The organism is Pseudomonas costantinii (genome assembly GCF_001870435.1).
In the GTDB taxonomy this organism is placed as follows: Bacteria; Pseudomonadota; Gammaproteobacteria; order Pseudomonadales; family Pseudomonadaceae; genus Aquipseudomonas; species Aquipseudomonas costantinii.
This window is the reverse complement of record NZ_MDDR01000009.1, coordinates 1-15200: the sequence shown is the minus strand read 5'-3', so window position 1 is coordinate 15200 and position 15200 is coordinate 1. Positions and strand designations below refer to the sequence as shown.

Below are 15200 nucleotides of genomic sequence, written 5' to 3'. Positions count from 1 at the left end.
TGCAAACCCATGGCAACGTGGTTGAGCGGTGCAGTGTTGATGTTGGCCGCAGGTTTTACTTCGGCTGCGGAAAAACCCATCGTGTTCGCCGTCGCGGCCGAACCCTACCCACCGTTTACCGTGAAGGGCGGCAACGGGCAGTGGTCGGGGTTTGAAGTGGACCTGATCCACAAGCTGTGCGAAGGCATGAAAGCTGAGTGCCAAATCAAGGAAGTGGCGTGGGACGGCATCATCCCGTCACTGCTGGCGAAGAAGATCGACGTGATTTTCTCCTCGATGTCGGTCACCGATGAGCGCGAAAAACAGATCGCGTTCAGCCGTGCCTATTACGACTCGCTGCTGGGCGTGGCGGGGCCCAAAGGCAGCGAAGTCGAGATCTCCCCGGCGGGTCTCAAGGGTAAGTTGATCGGTGTGCAGATCTCCACCGTCAGCGCCAACTACCTGAAGAAGTATTACGAGAGCATTGCGGATCTCAAGTACTACGACACCCAGGAATCGGCCAACGCCGACCTGATCGCGGGGCGTATTGACTACATGATGGCCGACGACACCGCCATCGCCATGATGGTCAAGACCCCGGAAGCCAGCGGCCTGGCGCATATCGCCAGCGTGCCCTATGACCCGATCATCGGCCGTGGTGTCGGCGCGGGTCTGCGCAAGGAAGACACCGCGCTCAAGGCCAGGCTCGACAAGGCCATCGGCGAGTTGCTGGTGAGCAAGGAGTATGACGACTTGTCCGAGCAGTATTTCGGCTTGTCGGTCAGCCCGTGCAAACGCGGTGACACCCCGGCGTTTGTCAGCAAGACCTGTGACAGCCCGTACCAGCAAATCGCCCAGAAGAGCGAATAATGTTCGATCTCTTAAGCTTCGGCGAACAGGGGTGGGGCAACGCGTTGCTCAAGGGGTTATGGATGACCCTGCAGATCTCCGCCGGCTCGTTTGTGGTGGGGTTGCTGATTGGCTTGGTGGTGGCGTGCGCCAAGCTCAGCGCGCCACGCCCGATTGCGCTGATGATGCGCGGCTACACCACGGTGTTTCGCGCGGTGCCTGAATTGCTGCTGATCCTGCTGCTGTACTACGCAGGTTCCATGGGCCTCAATGCGTTGATGCTGTGGTTGGGTTTCCAGCAGGTGAATATCAGCGGGCCGCTGGTGGCGATCCTGGTCTTGGGGTTGGTTCAAGGTGCTTATGCGTCGGAGATTTTCCGCGCAGCCATCCTGGCGATTCCCCATGGGCAAATCGAAGCGGCAAGGGCTTTTGGCTTGAGCGGTGTTGGCCTGTTTCGCCGGGTGACCTTGCCGATCATGGCGCCGTTCGCCCTGGCCGGTATGTCCAACCTGTGGATCAACCTGATCAAGGACAGCGCCTTGATCAGCGTGGTCGGCACCAACGAGTTGCTGTACACCGCCAAACAGGCGGCGGGCTCCACGCGCCAATATTTGCTGTTCTACCTCACGGCCGCCGCCTTGTATTACCTGGTGACGCTGGCTTCCAACTACCTGTCCGGGCGCCTGGAACGACGTATTCGTCGCTGGATGCCGGTTGTCGAGTGAGGGGCACATGCCTGAATGGATAAGTTACTACGCGGGGCTGATCGCCAAGGGGTTGCAAACCACCTTGTCGCTGCTGCTGGTTTCGGCGGTGCTGGGTTTTGCCCTGGCGGTGGTGGTGGCGTTGGCGCGCTTGTCGCGGCGCAAAGGGTTGGCCCGTTTCGCGCTGGGATACACCAGTGTGTTTCGGGGTACGCCGCTGCTGATCCAGATCTACATTTTCTACTACGGGCTGGGCAGTCTGTTTGCGCAGTTCCCGATGATCCGGGGCAGCTTTCTCTGGCCGTTCCTGCGCGATGGTTATTGGTACATCGTGTTCGCCTTGGTGCTGTCGGTGGGCGCCTATGTGGGTGAAGTGATTCGCGGTGGTTTGCTGGCGGTGCCTAAAGGTGAGATGGAGGCGGCTTCGGCCTTTGGCATGACCCCGCGCCAGGCGCTGTTGCGGGTGCGTTTGCCACGGGCGATGCGTCTGCTGTTGCCGACGCTGGCGGGGGAGACGGTGATGTTGCTCAAGTCCACCGCATTGGCCTCGACCATCGCTGTGGTTGACCTGCTGGGCGCGGCCAACGTGGTGCGGGCGCAAACCTTGCAGATCTATCAGCCGCTGCTGTTGGTCGCCGGCGTCTACCTGTGCCTGACCTTCTTGATTGAAGGCGTCTACGCCATCGCCGAACGGCGCGGCACGCCGCTGCGCAGGTCCGCCGGATGAACCGGGATCGCTCGCTGCAAGGGATCGCCCTGTGCTCCCTGGCCTATGCGTTCCTGGCGTTGCAGGATGCGGTGATCAAATGGTTGGTGGCCGATTATTCGGTATTCACCATCCTGTTCTGGCGCAGCCTGGTGGTCGTTGCCGCCTGCGTGATCGCCGGACGCATGGGGCTGTTGCGCCGAGCATGGAGCTCCGTGAGCCGCAAGCTCTTGATCATTCGCGGGCTGCTGTCGTTACTCGCCTGGTTGCTGTACTACACCGCTGCCAAGGACCTGACCCTGGCGGAAATGACCACGCTGTATTTCTCCGCGCCGATCATGGTGACGTTGCTCGCGGCGCTGATCCTCAAGGAGCGCGCCAGCCGTGGGCAGTGGATCTCGTTGATCATCGGTTTTGTCGGCGTGGTGATCGCCTGCCGCCCGAGCCATATGGTCGACCCGTTGCCGATTGCGCTGACGTTGGCGGCTGCTGTGTGTTGGGCGTTCACTTATATCCAGTTGCGCCAGGTCGACCCGACCACCTCGGTGCTGGAACAGATGCTGATCACCAATGTGGTGTTTGTGATCTGCATGGCCGTCACCTTGCCCTGGACTCACACCCCCGCGCCGACGCCGGCCTGGCTGGGCATGTTAGCGGCAGGGCTGGTCGGCGGTATTGGCCAGTTTTTGCTATTTGCCAGTTTCCGCCGTGCCACGGCCACGCTGCTCGCACCGTTCGAATACACCGGGTTGATCTGGGCGTTCATTCTGTCGAGCCTGATCTGGGGCACGCTGATGGACACCTCGCTGATCATCGGCGCGGTGTTGATTGCGGTGAGCGGCACCCTGGCGATGCTTAGCGCGCGCCATCCCGAATCACAAGACGTGGTCGGCGCCGAATGCTCCGTGACGCAACCCCTGTACCCAGCAGCGGCAGATGTGCAGCCCGTTGGCGGGGCTGAAGGTGCTGGGGTTGAGGCACCCCTCGAGCCAGAGCCCGTCGAGCATCGCCGATAGGCCGATGGCGGCCAGATGGCTGTCGTGGATCACCAGGTTTTCGCTGCGGGCCAAGTCGTCCAGCAGTTGCTGGATCAGCGCCAGGTAGGTGCGGTAACTGTTTTCGTGGGACTGGTTTACGTGGGGCGAGTGGCGGATCAGGCTCCAGAACACCACCCACACGCCAAGCAAGTCGGGGTCCATCACCCGTGGCGAAAAGGACGCGCTGAGAAAGGTATCCAGACGCGCGGCTGCGCCTTCGGCCAGTTCGACCTGCGCCCACAGCGCGCTGGTCAGTTCACTGGCCAGCTTGTGGTAGGTCTCGGCGATCAGCGCATCGATAGTGCCGAAGTGATGGTTGAGCAAACCCACGGACACTCCGGCTTCGGCCGCGATGCGTCGTACCGAAATCCCGGCATGGCCATCGCGCGCGAGGCTGGTGAGGGTCGCGGTAATCAGCAAGTCCCGGCGTTCATCGGGGTCGGCGCGGCGCAGTTTAGGAGGGTCGATGGTCACGGGAATGCCTTTGCTGAAACACCAGAGTGCACAGGTTAATTGAACATCTGTTCAATCTCTACCGATTAAATGATCAGAGGAGGGCAAGGCATGGCAAAAGACCTTTCGTGGCAGGTGACCGGCGACGCCGGCAACGTGCTGAATATCGGCGCCTGGCGCTTTGACGGCGATGGCAGCGGACCCAAGGTACACCTGCAAGCGGGCGTGCACGCCGATGAAATAGCCGGGATGCTGGTGCTGCATAATCTGCTGCCGCGCTTGCAGGCGTGCCAGGATCAAGGTCGGCTCAGAGGCAGCGTGACTGTCGTGCCCCAGGCGAATCCGTTGGGTGTTGGCCAGTTTCGCCAGGGCCGATTGCTCGGACGGTTCCATGAGGCCACCGGGCAAAACTTTAACCGGGCCTTCGATCATTCCCTGGCCATGGAACGTCCGGCGAACAACCTGATGCAATGGCAAAAAAGCCTGGTGCAACTGGCTGCCTCTGCTGATCTGGTGCTGGACCTGCACACCGACGATGAGGCGCTGCCTTACCTCTACATCCACCGCAGCTTCTGGCCGGAACAAGGCCTGGCGCTGGCGGCGGCTTTGCGGGTGGATGTAGTGATCGTCTGGGATGAAGGCGGTGATGGCTCCTTTGAAGAAACCATCATCAACCACGGCTCACCGCGCTTGGCGGCGACTGTCGAATTGCGCGGGCAAGCGGACGTCAGCGATGCCCTGGCGCAACAGGACGCCGATGGCGTGTGGGCATGGTTGTGCATCAATGGCGTGGTCGACGAGGTGGCCGCTATCGACGAATGGCAAGGCGATGTGGTGGGCATGGGCTGCATGGAAACCATCCTCGCCCCGCGTGCCGGTGTGTTGGTGTTTGACCGAGGCGTGGGTGATTACGTCGAGGAAGGCCAGCGCTTTGCCCGGATCATCGGTCGCCCCGGCGACCCCGACTCCGAGGTAATTTTGCACGCCGCACAAACCGGCCGCATGCTCACCAGCCACCGCGAACGCCTGGTCGCCCAAGGCTCAGTGGTGGCGAAGTTCACCGGCAGTCGCTTATCCGACAGCTACAGCGGCGGGGCACTGGACCCGTAACGAGACCCGCAGACGAAACCATCCCCCGTGCATCCTGAATGCACATTTCTACACTTATGCGCTTGGTGAAACGTTTAATCAAACGATAAACGGCGCACGCAAGCGCTTGCGTAAGGAAATGTATCTGGCATAGAGTCGGCAGCACTCGACTACAAAAATAATAATGCCAGGAGCTCATCCATGAGCCTTGAACCCTTGCTTGAGATGCAGGGCATCAGCAAAACCTTCAACGGTTTGCGAGTGCTCAAGAATGTTGGCCTGAAGGTCTATTCCGGTGAAATCCATGCCTTGATGGGTGAGAACGGCGCCGGTAAATCGACCCTGATGAAAATCCTTTCCGGCGCTTACCAGGCCGATCCCGGCGGCGAAATCCGCATCGACGGCCAGCCCGTCGCCACCTTTGACCCCGCCACCGCCAAAACCCTCGGCATCTCCGTGATCTATCAGGAACTGAGCCTGTGCCCAAACCTGAGCGTGGCTGAAAACATCTACCTGGGCCGTGAACTGCGCCGTGGCTGGACCATCGACCGCAAGGGCATGGAGGCCGGGTGTGTGGAGGTGTTGCAACGCCTGGGCGCCGAATTCAAACCGGCGACACGGGTCAGCAGCCTGTCGATTGCCGAGCGCCAGTTGGTAGAAATCGCCCGCGCCCTGCATGCCCACGCCAGGATCCTGGTGATGGACGAACCGACCACGCCCCTGTCGTCCCGCGAGACCGACCGCCTGTTTGCGCTGATCAAACAACTGCGCAGCCAGGGCCTGGCGATTATCTATATCAGCCACCGCATGGCCGAGATCTACGAGTTGTCGGACCGGGTTTCGGTGCTGCGCGACGGCCAATACATCGGCGAACTGACCCGCGATGCGCTGTCGGCCGAGGTGCTGGTGAAGATGATGGTCGGCCGCGACCTGTCCGGTTTCTACAAAAAAGAACACGCCGCGTATAACCCCGGCAATGTGGTGATGCGCGTGCGCGACATGGCCGATGGCAAGCGCGTGCGCAATTGCAGCTTCGACTTGCATGCCGGTGAAGTGCTGGGCATTGCCGGGCTGGTGGGGGCAGGGCGCACCGAGCTTGCACGGTTGATCTTTGCCGCCGACCCGCGCACCTCCGGCACCCTCGAAGTGGTCGGCAAGACCCTGACTCAACTGCGTACCCCGGCGGACGCGATTCGCGCCGGCGTGGTGTACCTCACCGAAGACCGCAAGGCCCAGGGCCTGTTCCTGGACATGAGCGTGGCCGACAATATCAACGTCTGCGCCTGTGTCCCGGATGCGCATGCCGGTGGGGTGCTGGATCGCAGTCACGCCGCGCAGCGTTCGAATGATGCAATCAAGTCGCTGTCGATTCGCGTGGCGTCGGGCAAGGTCAACGTCGGCGCATTGTCCGGCGGCAATCAGCAAAAGGTGTTGCTGGCGCGGCTGCTGGAGGTCAAGCCGCATGTGCTGATCCTTGACGAACCTACACGGGGCGTCGACATCGGCTCCAAATCCGAGATCTACCGCATCATCAATCAACTGGCCCTGGCCGGTGTGGGCATCGTGGTGATCTCCAGCGAGCTGCCGGAAATCATCGGCACGTGCGACCGCGTGTTGATCATGCGCGAAGGCCAGTTGGTGGCCGAAGTCGGCGGGGCTTCCGGCCACGTTATTTCCCAGGAACGCATTATTGACCTCGCCACCGGTGGCGATCAGGTGGCTGCCAATGGTTAATTCAAACAACACGCTGACAATTCCAACGGCCGGTAAAGCGGAGCGCGTTCGAGAACTGATGCGCACGGTCGGCATGCTGCCGGTGCTGGTGTTGCTGCTGGTGGGCTTTGCCCTGGCCAGTGAAAACTTCCTCACGGTGCAGAACCTGTCGATCATCACCCAACAGGCCTCGGTCAACGTGGTGCTGGCGGCGGGCATGACGTTTGTGATTCTCACAGCGGGGATCGACCTGTCCGTCGGCGCGATCCTCGCGGCGTCCGCCGTGGTGGCCTTGCAGGCGTCGATGTCGCCGCAGTTCGGCATGTTCGGGATTGCCGCCGGGGTTGGCTTCGGCTTGTTGCTGGGTCTGGTCAACGGCGGGTTGATCGCATTCATGCGCCTGCCGCCGTTTATCGTCACCCTCGGTGCGCTGACCGCGATGCGCGGCTTGGCGCGTTTGCTGGCGGATGACAAGACAGTGTTCAACCCTGATTTGCCGTTTGCGTTTATCGGCAATGACTCGATTCTCGGCGTGCCCTGGCTGGTGGTCATCGCGGTGGCGGTGGTGGGGCTGTCGTGGTTCATCCTGCGCCGCACCGTGATGGGCGTGCAGATCTATTCGGTAGGTGGCAACCCGGAAGCCGCGCGGCTGTCGGGGATCAAGGTGTGGAAGGTGCTGCTGTTCGTCTACGCCATGTCCGGCGCGCTGGCCGGGCTGGGCGCGGTGATGAGCGCCTCGCGCCTGTTCGCCGCCAATGGCCTGCAACTCGGGCAATCCTACGAGCTGGATGCGATTGCCGCAGTAATCCTCGGCGGCACCAGTTTTACCGGCGGCGTCGGCACCATCGGCGGCACGCTGATCGGCGCGCTGATTATCGCGGTACTCACCAACGGCCTGGTGCTGCTGGGGGTGTCGGACATCTGGCAGTACATCATCAAGGGCATCGTGATCATTGGCGCCGTGGCGCTGGATCGCTATCGCCAGTCCGGTGCACGGACCTGATTTCACTCAAAACAACAATCACAAGAGAGACCCGCATGAACTTAAAACGCATCTTTCCCGTTATTGCCTTGGCCGCCCTGATGTCCCACGTCGTAGAGGCCCGTGAACTCAAGGCTCTCGGTATCAGCATGGGCTCGCTCGGCAACCCGTATTTCGTGACCCTGGCCGACGGTGCCACGGCACGGGCCAAGGAGCTGAACCCCAACGTCAAGGTTACTTCGGTGTCGGCTGACTACGACCTGAGCAAGCAATTTTCGCAGATCGATAACTTCATCTCGTCCAAGGTCGATCTGATCCTGATCAACGCCGTCGACCCGTCCGCCATGGCGTCGGCGATCAAGAAGGCCCGTGATGCCGGCATTGTCGTGGTCGCGGTCGATGTGGACGCCAAAGGCGTGAACGCCACGGTGCAAACCGATAACGTTGAAGCCGGCAAGCTGGCCTGCCAATTCCTGGTGGATAAGCTCTCGGGCAAAGGCAACGTGATTATCCAGAACGGCCCGCAAGTGACCGCCGTGACCGACCGCGTCAAAGGCTGCAAAGCAGCCTTGGCCGGTGCGCCGGCGATCAAGGTGCTGTCCGATGACCAGGACGGCAAAGGCTCGCGCGAAGGTGGACTGAACGTAATGCAGGGCTACCTCACGCGCTTCCCGAAAATCGACGGCCTGTTCGCGATCAACGACCCGCAAGCCATCGGCAGCGACTTGGCAGCCAAGCAGCTTAAACGCAGCGGCATCATCATCACCTCGGTGGACGGTGCACCGGATATCGAGAACGCGCTGAAGACCGACACCCAGATCCAGGCCTCCGCCAGCCAAGACCCATGGGCCATGGCCCAGACCGCTGTGAATGTCGGCAATGACATTCTCAATGACAAGGCCCCCGCCGAAGCGGTTACCCTGCTCACGCCAAAACTGATCACCCGTGACAACGTCGGTACGTACCGCGGCTGGTCGAGTAAACATTGATTCAGTGAAGGGGGAGCAGCGCCGTGGTCACTATGGATGACGTGGCAAGCAGGGCCGGGGTGTCGACGTCGACCGTGTCCCACGTGTTGAACGGCACCCGCAAAGTCAGCCCGGCCACGGTGCTGGCCGTGCAGCAAGCGATCCAGCAGTTGGGCTATGTGCCCAACACCCTGGCGCGCTCGTTGGCGCGGTCGAGCACCAGCACGATTGGTGTGGCGATCTCGTCACTGTCCAACCACTACTTCAGCGAAACGGTGCACGCGATTGAAACCGAGTGTGCCAAGCACGGCTTCATGATGCTGTTTGTCGATACTCACGACGACCCGGAGCAAGAGCTGCGGGTGATCACGGCGTTGCATCACCGGCGCGTCGATGGGATTTTGCTGGCGCCGTCTCCGGGCTCGGTCGCTCGGGAGTATTTACAGGCCAACGAGATTCCGGCGGTGCTGGTGGACCGCATGATGGACGGACCCTTTGATCAGGTCGGGGTGGAGAACACCCAGTCCACCCAGGCCCTGGTCACTCACTTGATTGAACACGGGCACCGGCGTATCGGCTTTATCGCCGGGCGTGAGGGGCTCGGTACCACCGACGAGCGTGTTGCCGGTTATCGCGCCGCCTTGCAGGCGGCGGGGTTGGCGTTTGATCCGCAGTTGCTGGTCAACGGCGGTTCCAACAGCGCGCCGGCACGCGCGGCCACCGTGCAGTTACTGGCGTTGGCCGCGCCGCCGACAGCGATCATGGCCGCCAACAACCTGATGACCTTGGGCGCGATGCACGCCTTGCGTGACGCGCAGCTTGAAGTGCCGGGGCAGATGGCCCTGGTGGGTTTTGATGATTTTGACTGGGCGGATTTTTTCGTGCCGCGCCTGACCTTGATCGCACAGCCGGTCAAGGAGCTGGGGGCGCTCGCCGTTAATCTGCTGCTGCAACGCATGGCGACGCCTGCCGCGCCTATCCAACGCGTGCACCTGGCGCCGACCCTGCAATACCGCAATTCATGTGGCTGTATTTGATTGGAATGACCCGCGTATGAGCAGTCCTGTTTCCCTCGGCATAGACCTCGGCACCTCGGAACTCAAGGCCATCTTGATGGGGGCAGACGGCACCATTCTGGCTCACACCGGTGTGCGCTTGAGCGTTTCACGACGCCACAGTGGCTGGTCCGAGCAGGCGCCCGAAGATTGGTGGCAGGCTTGTTTGCAGGCGCTGGACCAGTTGCGGGTGCATGCGGCTTTTGAACGTGTGGCGTGCATCGGTCTGTCCGGGCAGATGCACGGCGCGGTCTTGCTGGGTGACGACGACCGCGTGCTGTATCCGGCGATCCTCTGGGACGACTCGCGTGCCGTCGCCGAAGCTACACAACTGGGGCCAGGGTTTGCCGAGGTTACCGGCAGCTCTCCCATGGCCGGGCTGACGGCGCCGAAACTGCTCTGGCTGCAACAGCATGAGCCCGAGGTGTTCAAGGCGATTGACTGCGTGCTGTCACCCAAGGATTACCTGCGTTTGCGCCTGAGTGGTGAGCGCATCAGCGAGATGTCCGATGCCGCCGGCACGCTGTGGCTGGACGTGGCGCAGCGTCAATGGTTCAGCCCCATGGTGCATGCCACGGGCCTTGCGCTGGCGCAGATGCCAAGACTGGTGGAAGGCGGCGCGGCGAGTGCGTGTTTGACGGCGAGTATGGCGGCGCGGCTGGGGTTGTCTTCAAAGGTCGTGATTGCCGGTGGCGGCGGTGATAACCCGGTGGCGGCTGTCGGCATCGGCGCGATCAATGCCGGTGACGGCTTCATCACCCTCGGTACCAGCGCGGCCATCGTCGCGATCACCGACCACGCAGCGGGCAACCCGGCAAGCGCGGTGCACAGCTTCTGCCACGCGCTGCCGAATCGCTGGTACACCATGGGCGCCATGCTGGCCGGTGCCAGTTGCTTGCGCTGGGTCACACGGCTGACGGGCACATCAGATGAGCAGGCGTTGTTGGATCAAGTGCAGGCACAGCTACCGATCGGGCAGCCAGTCCCTTTGGATACTCCGTTGTTTCTGCCGTACCTGGCCGGTGAGCGCACGCCGCATAACGATCCCTTGCTGCGCGGCGGCTTCATGAGCCTTGGCCACGACTGCACACCGGCGATGCTCGGTTACGCGGTAATGGAAGGCGTCGGCTTCGGTTTGCTGGATTCCCTGCGCGCGGTGCAATCGGCGGGGGCCGACGTGGAGGCATGCGCCTTGGTGGGCGGCGGCGCGCGCAGCGAATACTGGGCACAGTTGCTGGCTAATATCCTGCAACGGGAAATTTTCACCTTGCAGGGCAGCGAGTTGAGCGCCTGCGTGGGTGCGGCGAAGCTGGGGTTGCTCGCGATTGGGCAGGGTGCGGATCTGTTGCAGGCAGGTATGCCGGTCAAGGCGCGGTACTTGCCGGACGCGACGCAACGGCCGGTGCTGGAGGCGCGGTATCGCAAGTTTCAAGGGTTGCTGACGGCGGCGAAAGCCCTCCACGACTGATGCTCTGTGGCATACAGACCTGTTATGGCATGCAGGGCCTGTTGTGGTGAGTGGGCCTGTTGTGGCAAGCCCGCTCGCCACAACATCTATCAGCCGACTAGCATTGTCAGCCATCTGCCAGCGGCGGCAAACGCCGTTTCACCGGGGTTTTCTTGACGATGGCGGTGTTGGTTTCGGCGTAGGCGTTGAGGCGGTCGAGCAGGGTGTCCAACTGCTCCATGGTCCGTACATGCAGGCGCGCGATGAAGCAGTCATCGCCGGTGACCTTGTCGCATTCGGTGAACTCCGGGATCGACTGGATCTGGCGTTCAACCTCCTGCAATTTGCCGGGCAGGGGGCGAATGCGCACGATGGCTTGCAGCAGGTAGCCGAAGTGCTTGGCGTCGATATCAACGGTGTAGTGGGTCAGTACGCCGCGTTCTTCAAGGCGCCGCAGGCGTTCGCCGACACTGGGCGATGACAGCCCGGTGATACCCGCCAGGGCCTTGAGGGACAGGCGTGAGTCGTCCATTAAAGCGGCGATCAGTTGCTGGTCGATGGTGTCAATCATGATGCCCGCCTAATAAGAAAAGGTGATTCTGGCGTTTTGCCTTTTTTAGTCGCTGGAGCCGATGACCAACAGATTGCCATAATTGAGCCTCACTTGAGGAGCATCAATCGTGGACACATCCATTCGTCGCGGGTCGTGGGAAATGGTCGCCGCCATGCTGATCTCCGGCACCATTGGCTGGTTTGTTTTGGTGTCGGGCGTGTCGGTTATTGAAGTGGTGTTCTGGCGCTGCGTGATCGGCGCACTGACGTTGCTGCTGGTGTGCGCTTTGCTGGGTTACCTGCGGCTGGACCTGCTCACGTGGGCCAAGCTCGGGCTGGCGATGCTCAGTGGCGTGGCGATCGTCGGTAATTGGTTGCTGCTGTTCGAATCCTATTCTCACGCTTCAATCGCCATCAGTACGGCGGTGTACAACGTGCAGCCGTTCATGTTGGTGATGCTGGCGGCGGTGTTTCTCGGCGAAAAAATCACCGTGCAGAAACTGGCGTGGTTGAGCGTGGCCTTTCTAGGCATGTTGGCGATCGTCACCGCCCATGGCGATCAGCAAAGTGGCGGCGAGGATTACCTGGCCGGTATTGCGCTGGCCCTCGGCGCAGCATTTTTGTATGCGATTGCCGCACTGATCATCAAGCGTTTGAAAGAAGTGCCGCCGCATTTGATGGCGTTGATCCAGGTGACCACCGGGGCCGTATTGCTCGCGCCTTTAGTCCCTTGGCACAGCCTGCCGACCGCGACCAACGCGTGGGCGGCGTTGGTGACGCTCGGTGTGGTTCACACCGGCTTGATGTATGTGTTGCTGTACGGGGCGATCCAGAAACTGCCCACCGCCATTACCGGCGCGCTGTCGTTTATCTACCCGATAGCGGCGATTTTTGTGGATTGGTTTGCCTTCGGTCATCGCCTGGGCTGGCTGCAATGGCTGGGTGTGGCCGCAATCCTGCTGGCGGCTGCGGGGTTGCAGCGGGGCTGGTGGTGGCCCCGCTCCCACAGGGTTAGTGCGTGCCCTGATAGATGATATTTTCTGGGTTGAAATGAGCCACGCCACTACCCGGCTGCGGCAACCCAAGGATGTGCCCCTTGATCTTGCCCACCACGTGCATTTCGCACGGCTTGCAATCGAACTTCAAGGTCAGCACTTCGTCGCCGTGGATCAACTGCATTGGCGCCACCTTGGTCTTCACGCCCGTCACACCCTTAGCCTGTTTAGGGCACAGGTTGAACGAGAACCGCAGGCAGTGCTTGGTGATCATCACCGGCACTTCGCCGGTTTCTTCGTGGGCTTCGAAGGCCGCATCGATCAGCTTCACGCCGTGACGGTGGTAGAACTCGCGAGCCTTTTGGTTGTAGACGTTGGCCAGGAATGACAGGTGCGCTTCCGGGTACACCGGTGGTGGCGTGGTCTCGGCTTTACGGCCACCACGAGGGTGAGCGGCGACGCGAGCGGCGGTCAGTGCCTCGATCACTTCACGGCGCAATGCCTTGAGCTGCGAGTTAGGGATGAAGAACGCTTGCGGCGCATCCAGCTGGATGTCGGTTGCGTGGTACTCGGTGGTGCCCAGTTGGCCGAGCAGGTCGCGCAGGGTGTCCAGCGCCTGTTCCGGCTTGTTGGCCACGCCGAATGGGCCGGGCAGGGTGACGCTGGCGCTGAGGCCTTCTTCGCTGGTGGCGGTGATTTCAAGCTGCTCTTCGCGCAGACGGGCGACCCACGACAGGCCGATACGGCGCTCGGCCGAGGTCTTCAACAGCGCCTGTTGCCAGTTGTGGTCCAGGTTGCGGTTCAACGGGTGGTTCGGGCGCAACTGGTGCAAGCCAGCCGGCATTTCATTCGGTTCGACGCGGTAGCGGTAGCGCTTTTCGCCATCTTCTTCGAACTCGCCCTTGGGTTCGGCGATATTGGCGCGGAAACCTACCACTTCGCGTTTGACCAGCACATTCAGGCCGTCGCCGTTGGACAGCGGCTCATGGGTGACCACTTGCAGATCGCGCTTGCCGGCTTTTTCCACCACACCCACCGGCAGGCCGGTGAAGGTTGGGGTGTCGAAGGCGCCGATGTCGATCTTGCGGTCGCTGACGAAGTAATCGGTGCTGCCACGGTGGAAAGTCTTTTCCGGGTCGGGCAGGAAGAAATGCGCGGTACGGCCGCTGGAAGCGCGAGCCAGGTCCGGGCGGTCTTCGAGGATCTCGTCGAGGCGCTGACGGTAATAGGCGGTGATGTTTTTCACATAGCCCATGTCCTTGTAGCGGCCTTCGATCTTGAACGAACGCACCCCGGCCTCGACCAGCGCGCGCAGGTTGGCGCTCTGGTTGTTGTCTTTCATCGACAGCAGGTGTTTTTCAAAGGCCACGACGCGGCCCTGGTCATCTTTCAAGGTGTACGGCAGGCGGCAGGCCTGGGAGCAGTCGCCACGGTTGGCGCTGCGGCCATTTTGCGCGTGGGAGATGTTGCACTGCCCGGAGAACGCTACGCACAGGGCGCCGTGGATAAAGAACTCAACGGCGGCATCGGTCTCATCGGCGATCGCGCGGATTTCCTGCAGGTTCAGCTCACGGGCCAATACCAACTGCGAGAAACCGGCCTGGTCGAGAAACTTGGCGCGGCCCAGGGTGCGGATGTCGGTCTGGGTGCTGGCGTGCAGCTCGATGGGCGGAATATCCAGCTCCATCACGCCCAGGTCTTGCACGATCAACGCGTCGACACCGGCGTCGTAGAGCTGATGGATCAGCTTGCGCGCGGGCTCCAGCTCGTTGTCATGCAGGATGGTGTTGATGGTGGTGAACACGCGGGCGTGGTAACGGCGGGCGAATTCGACCAGTTGAGCGATATCGCTCACCTCGTTACAGGCGTTATGGCGGGCGCCGAAGCTCGGGCCGCCGATGTAGATGGCGTCGGCGCCATGCAAGATAGCCTCGCGGGCGATGGCGACATCGCGGGCAGGGCTGAGCAATTCCAGGTGATGCTTGGGCAAGGACATAGTTTTTTTAGTCAGGCTTGTCACGGTTGAGGCGCGCATTGTAGCTGTGAAACGCTGGGCGGGCACCTACCGCAGGGCTGCCGGGTCGAGCACGGGAGCGGGGGTGCTTGGTGGGCTGTTTTTTTTAGGTGGATTTTTGAGTACATATCCGTTGTTTGGGTAACGGCCTCTATTGGTTTCGCTCTTACAGCGACTCACTTTGGAAAAGCCGGAATGCCGGCCCAGCCCAAAGTAAGCAAAGGGCTCTTGCCCCACCACTCGGCACCTCGCTAATGCTCGGTGTGCCCGCACGCAGGCTTGAATCCGTGGGCCGCCGCGATGGGCCATCCTTGGCCCAGCGCGGCTAACCCGGCGTCCTGCCGGGTTACCCACGGATTCAAGCCTGCGTGCGGCCAGCGTGGTTAATGGGGCGCCTGAGATCAAGATCAAAAGCAGATCAAAAGCAGAGCACGGCGGCCTGAAAGCCGACCTGAGTGGTGTGGATCAAAAGCCAGATCAAGAGCAGAGAGATATCTATCTGGTGTATGGAGATCCAAATGTGGGCTTGCTCGCTTGTTTTACCGCTTTTGATCTACACCACTCAGGTCGGCTTTCAGGCCGCCGTGCTGTTGATTTTGACTTTGATCTTAGGCGCCCCATTAACCACGCTGGCCGCAAGTAGGCACGGTGGAGCGG

General features: G+C 61.5%; 13 protein-coding genes and 1 pseudogene. 11 read left to right on the top strand and 3 right to left on the bottom strand.

Annotated elements, in window-relative coordinates:
* The first annotated feature begins 9 nt into the window (after window positions 1–9).
* From BFL40_RS07100 to BFL40_RS34280, 4 genes are read left to right on the top strand one after another with little or no spacing between them, the layout of a single operon-like run.
* Window positions 10–849 carry a transporter substrate-binding domain-containing protein gene (locus BFL40_RS07100; RefSeq protein WP_139213550.1) on the top strand — a complete coding sequence of 280 codons (840 nt, stop codon included), beginning with the start codon at window positions 10–12 and terminating at the stop codon, window positions 847–849.
* Entirely contained in the window at window positions 849–1553 is a 705-nt protein-coding gene (locus tag BFL40_RS07095; protein WP_071483282.1) for an ABC transporter permease, read from the top strand. The genes BFL40_RS07100 and BFL40_RS07095 overlap by 1 nt, the downstream gene beginning before the upstream one ends.
* A gap of 7 nt (window positions 1554–1560) precedes the next feature.
* Window positions 1561–2259, top strand: coding sequence for an ABC transporter permease (locus tag BFL40_RS07090; protein ID WP_071483281.1), 699 nt, complete (start codon window positions 1561–1563; stop codon window positions 2257–2259).
* Window positions 2256–3254 carry a DMT family transporter gene (locus tag BFL40_RS34280; protein ID WP_071483280.1) on the top strand — a complete coding sequence of 333 codons (999 nt, stop codon included), beginning with the start codon at window positions 2256–2258 and terminating at the stop codon, window positions 3252–3254. Before BFL40_RS07090 ends, BFL40_RS34280 begins: the two co-directional genes overlap by 4 nt.
* Here the strand turns inward: BFL40_RS34280 and BFL40_RS32825 are convergent.
* Window positions 3210–3749: pseudogene (locus BFL40_RS32825) on the bottom strand (TetR/AcrR family transcriptional regulator); the annotation flags it as partial. The gene BFL40_RS34280 and the pseudogene BFL40_RS32825 sit on opposite strands and share 45 nt — an antisense overlap.
* 90 nt (window positions 3750–3839) lie before the next feature.
* Here BFL40_RS32825 and BFL40_RS07075 point away from each other — a divergent pair.
* The 6 genes from BFL40_RS07075 to xylB all read left to right on the top strand — a co-directional run bounded on the left by BFL40_RS07075 (window position 3840) and on the right by xylB (window position 11003).
* A complete protein-coding gene (locus BFL40_RS07075) occupies window positions 3840–4838 on the top strand; it encodes a succinylglutamate desuccinylase/aspartoacylase domain-containing protein (RefSeq protein WP_071483279.1) in 999 nt (332 codons plus the stop codon).
* 180 nt (window positions 4839–5018) lie between these two features.
* Window positions 5019–6551 (top strand): sugar ABC transporter ATP-binding protein, encoded by a 1533-nt coding sequence (locus BFL40_RS07070; RefSeq protein ID WP_071483278.1) that lies wholly within the window; start codon window positions 5019–5021, stop codon window positions 6549–6551.
* Entirely contained in the window at window positions 6544–7533 is a 990-nt protein-coding gene (locus BFL40_RS07065; protein WP_071483277.1) for an ABC transporter permease subunit, read from the top strand. The genes BFL40_RS07070 and BFL40_RS07065 overlap by 8 nt, the downstream gene beginning before the upstream one ends.
* 35 nt (window positions 7534–7568) lie before the next feature.
* Window positions 7569–8501, top strand: coding sequence for an ABC transporter substrate-binding protein (locus BFL40_RS07060; RefSeq protein WP_071483276.1), 933 nt, complete (start codon window positions 7569–7571; stop codon window positions 8499–8501).
* A gap of 23 nt (window positions 8502–8524) precedes the next feature.
* On the top strand, window positions 8525–9517 hold the full coding sequence (locus BFL40_RS07055; protein WP_071483275.1) for a LacI family DNA-binding transcriptional regulator: 993 nt from the start codon (window positions 8525–8527) through the stop codon (window positions 9515–9517).
* A gap of 16 nt (window positions 9518–9533) precedes the next feature.
* Window positions 9534–11003, top strand: coding sequence for a xylulokinase (gene xylB, locus BFL40_RS07050; protein WP_071483274.1), 1470 nt, complete (start codon window positions 9534–9536; stop codon window positions 11001–11003).
* 106 nt (window positions 11004–11109) lie between these two features.
* Here xylB and BFL40_RS07045 read toward each other — a convergent pair whose 3' ends face one another.
* Window positions 11110–11553, bottom strand: coding sequence for an Lrp/AsnC family transcriptional regulator (locus BFL40_RS07045; protein WP_071483273.1), 444 nt, complete (start codon window positions 11551–11553; stop codon window positions 11110–11112).
* A 109-nt stretch (window positions 11554–11662) separates the two neighbouring features.
* Between BFL40_RS07045 and BFL40_RS07040 the strand changes: the two genes are divergently transcribed.
* On the top strand, window positions 11663–12568 hold the full coding sequence (locus tag BFL40_RS07040) for a DMT family transporter (RefSeq protein WP_071483272.1): 906 nt from the start codon (window positions 11663–11665) through the stop codon (window positions 12566–12568).
* On the opposite strand, the gene BFL40_RS07035 is transcribed toward BFL40_RS07040, so the two are convergent.
* A complete protein-coding gene (locus BFL40_RS07035; RefSeq protein WP_071483271.1) occupies window positions 12546–14525 on the bottom strand; it encodes a peptidase U32 family protein in 1980 nt (659 codons plus the stop codon). The genes BFL40_RS07040 and BFL40_RS07035 overlap by 23 nt on opposite strands.
* Window positions 14526–15200 lie beyond the last annotated feature (675 nt).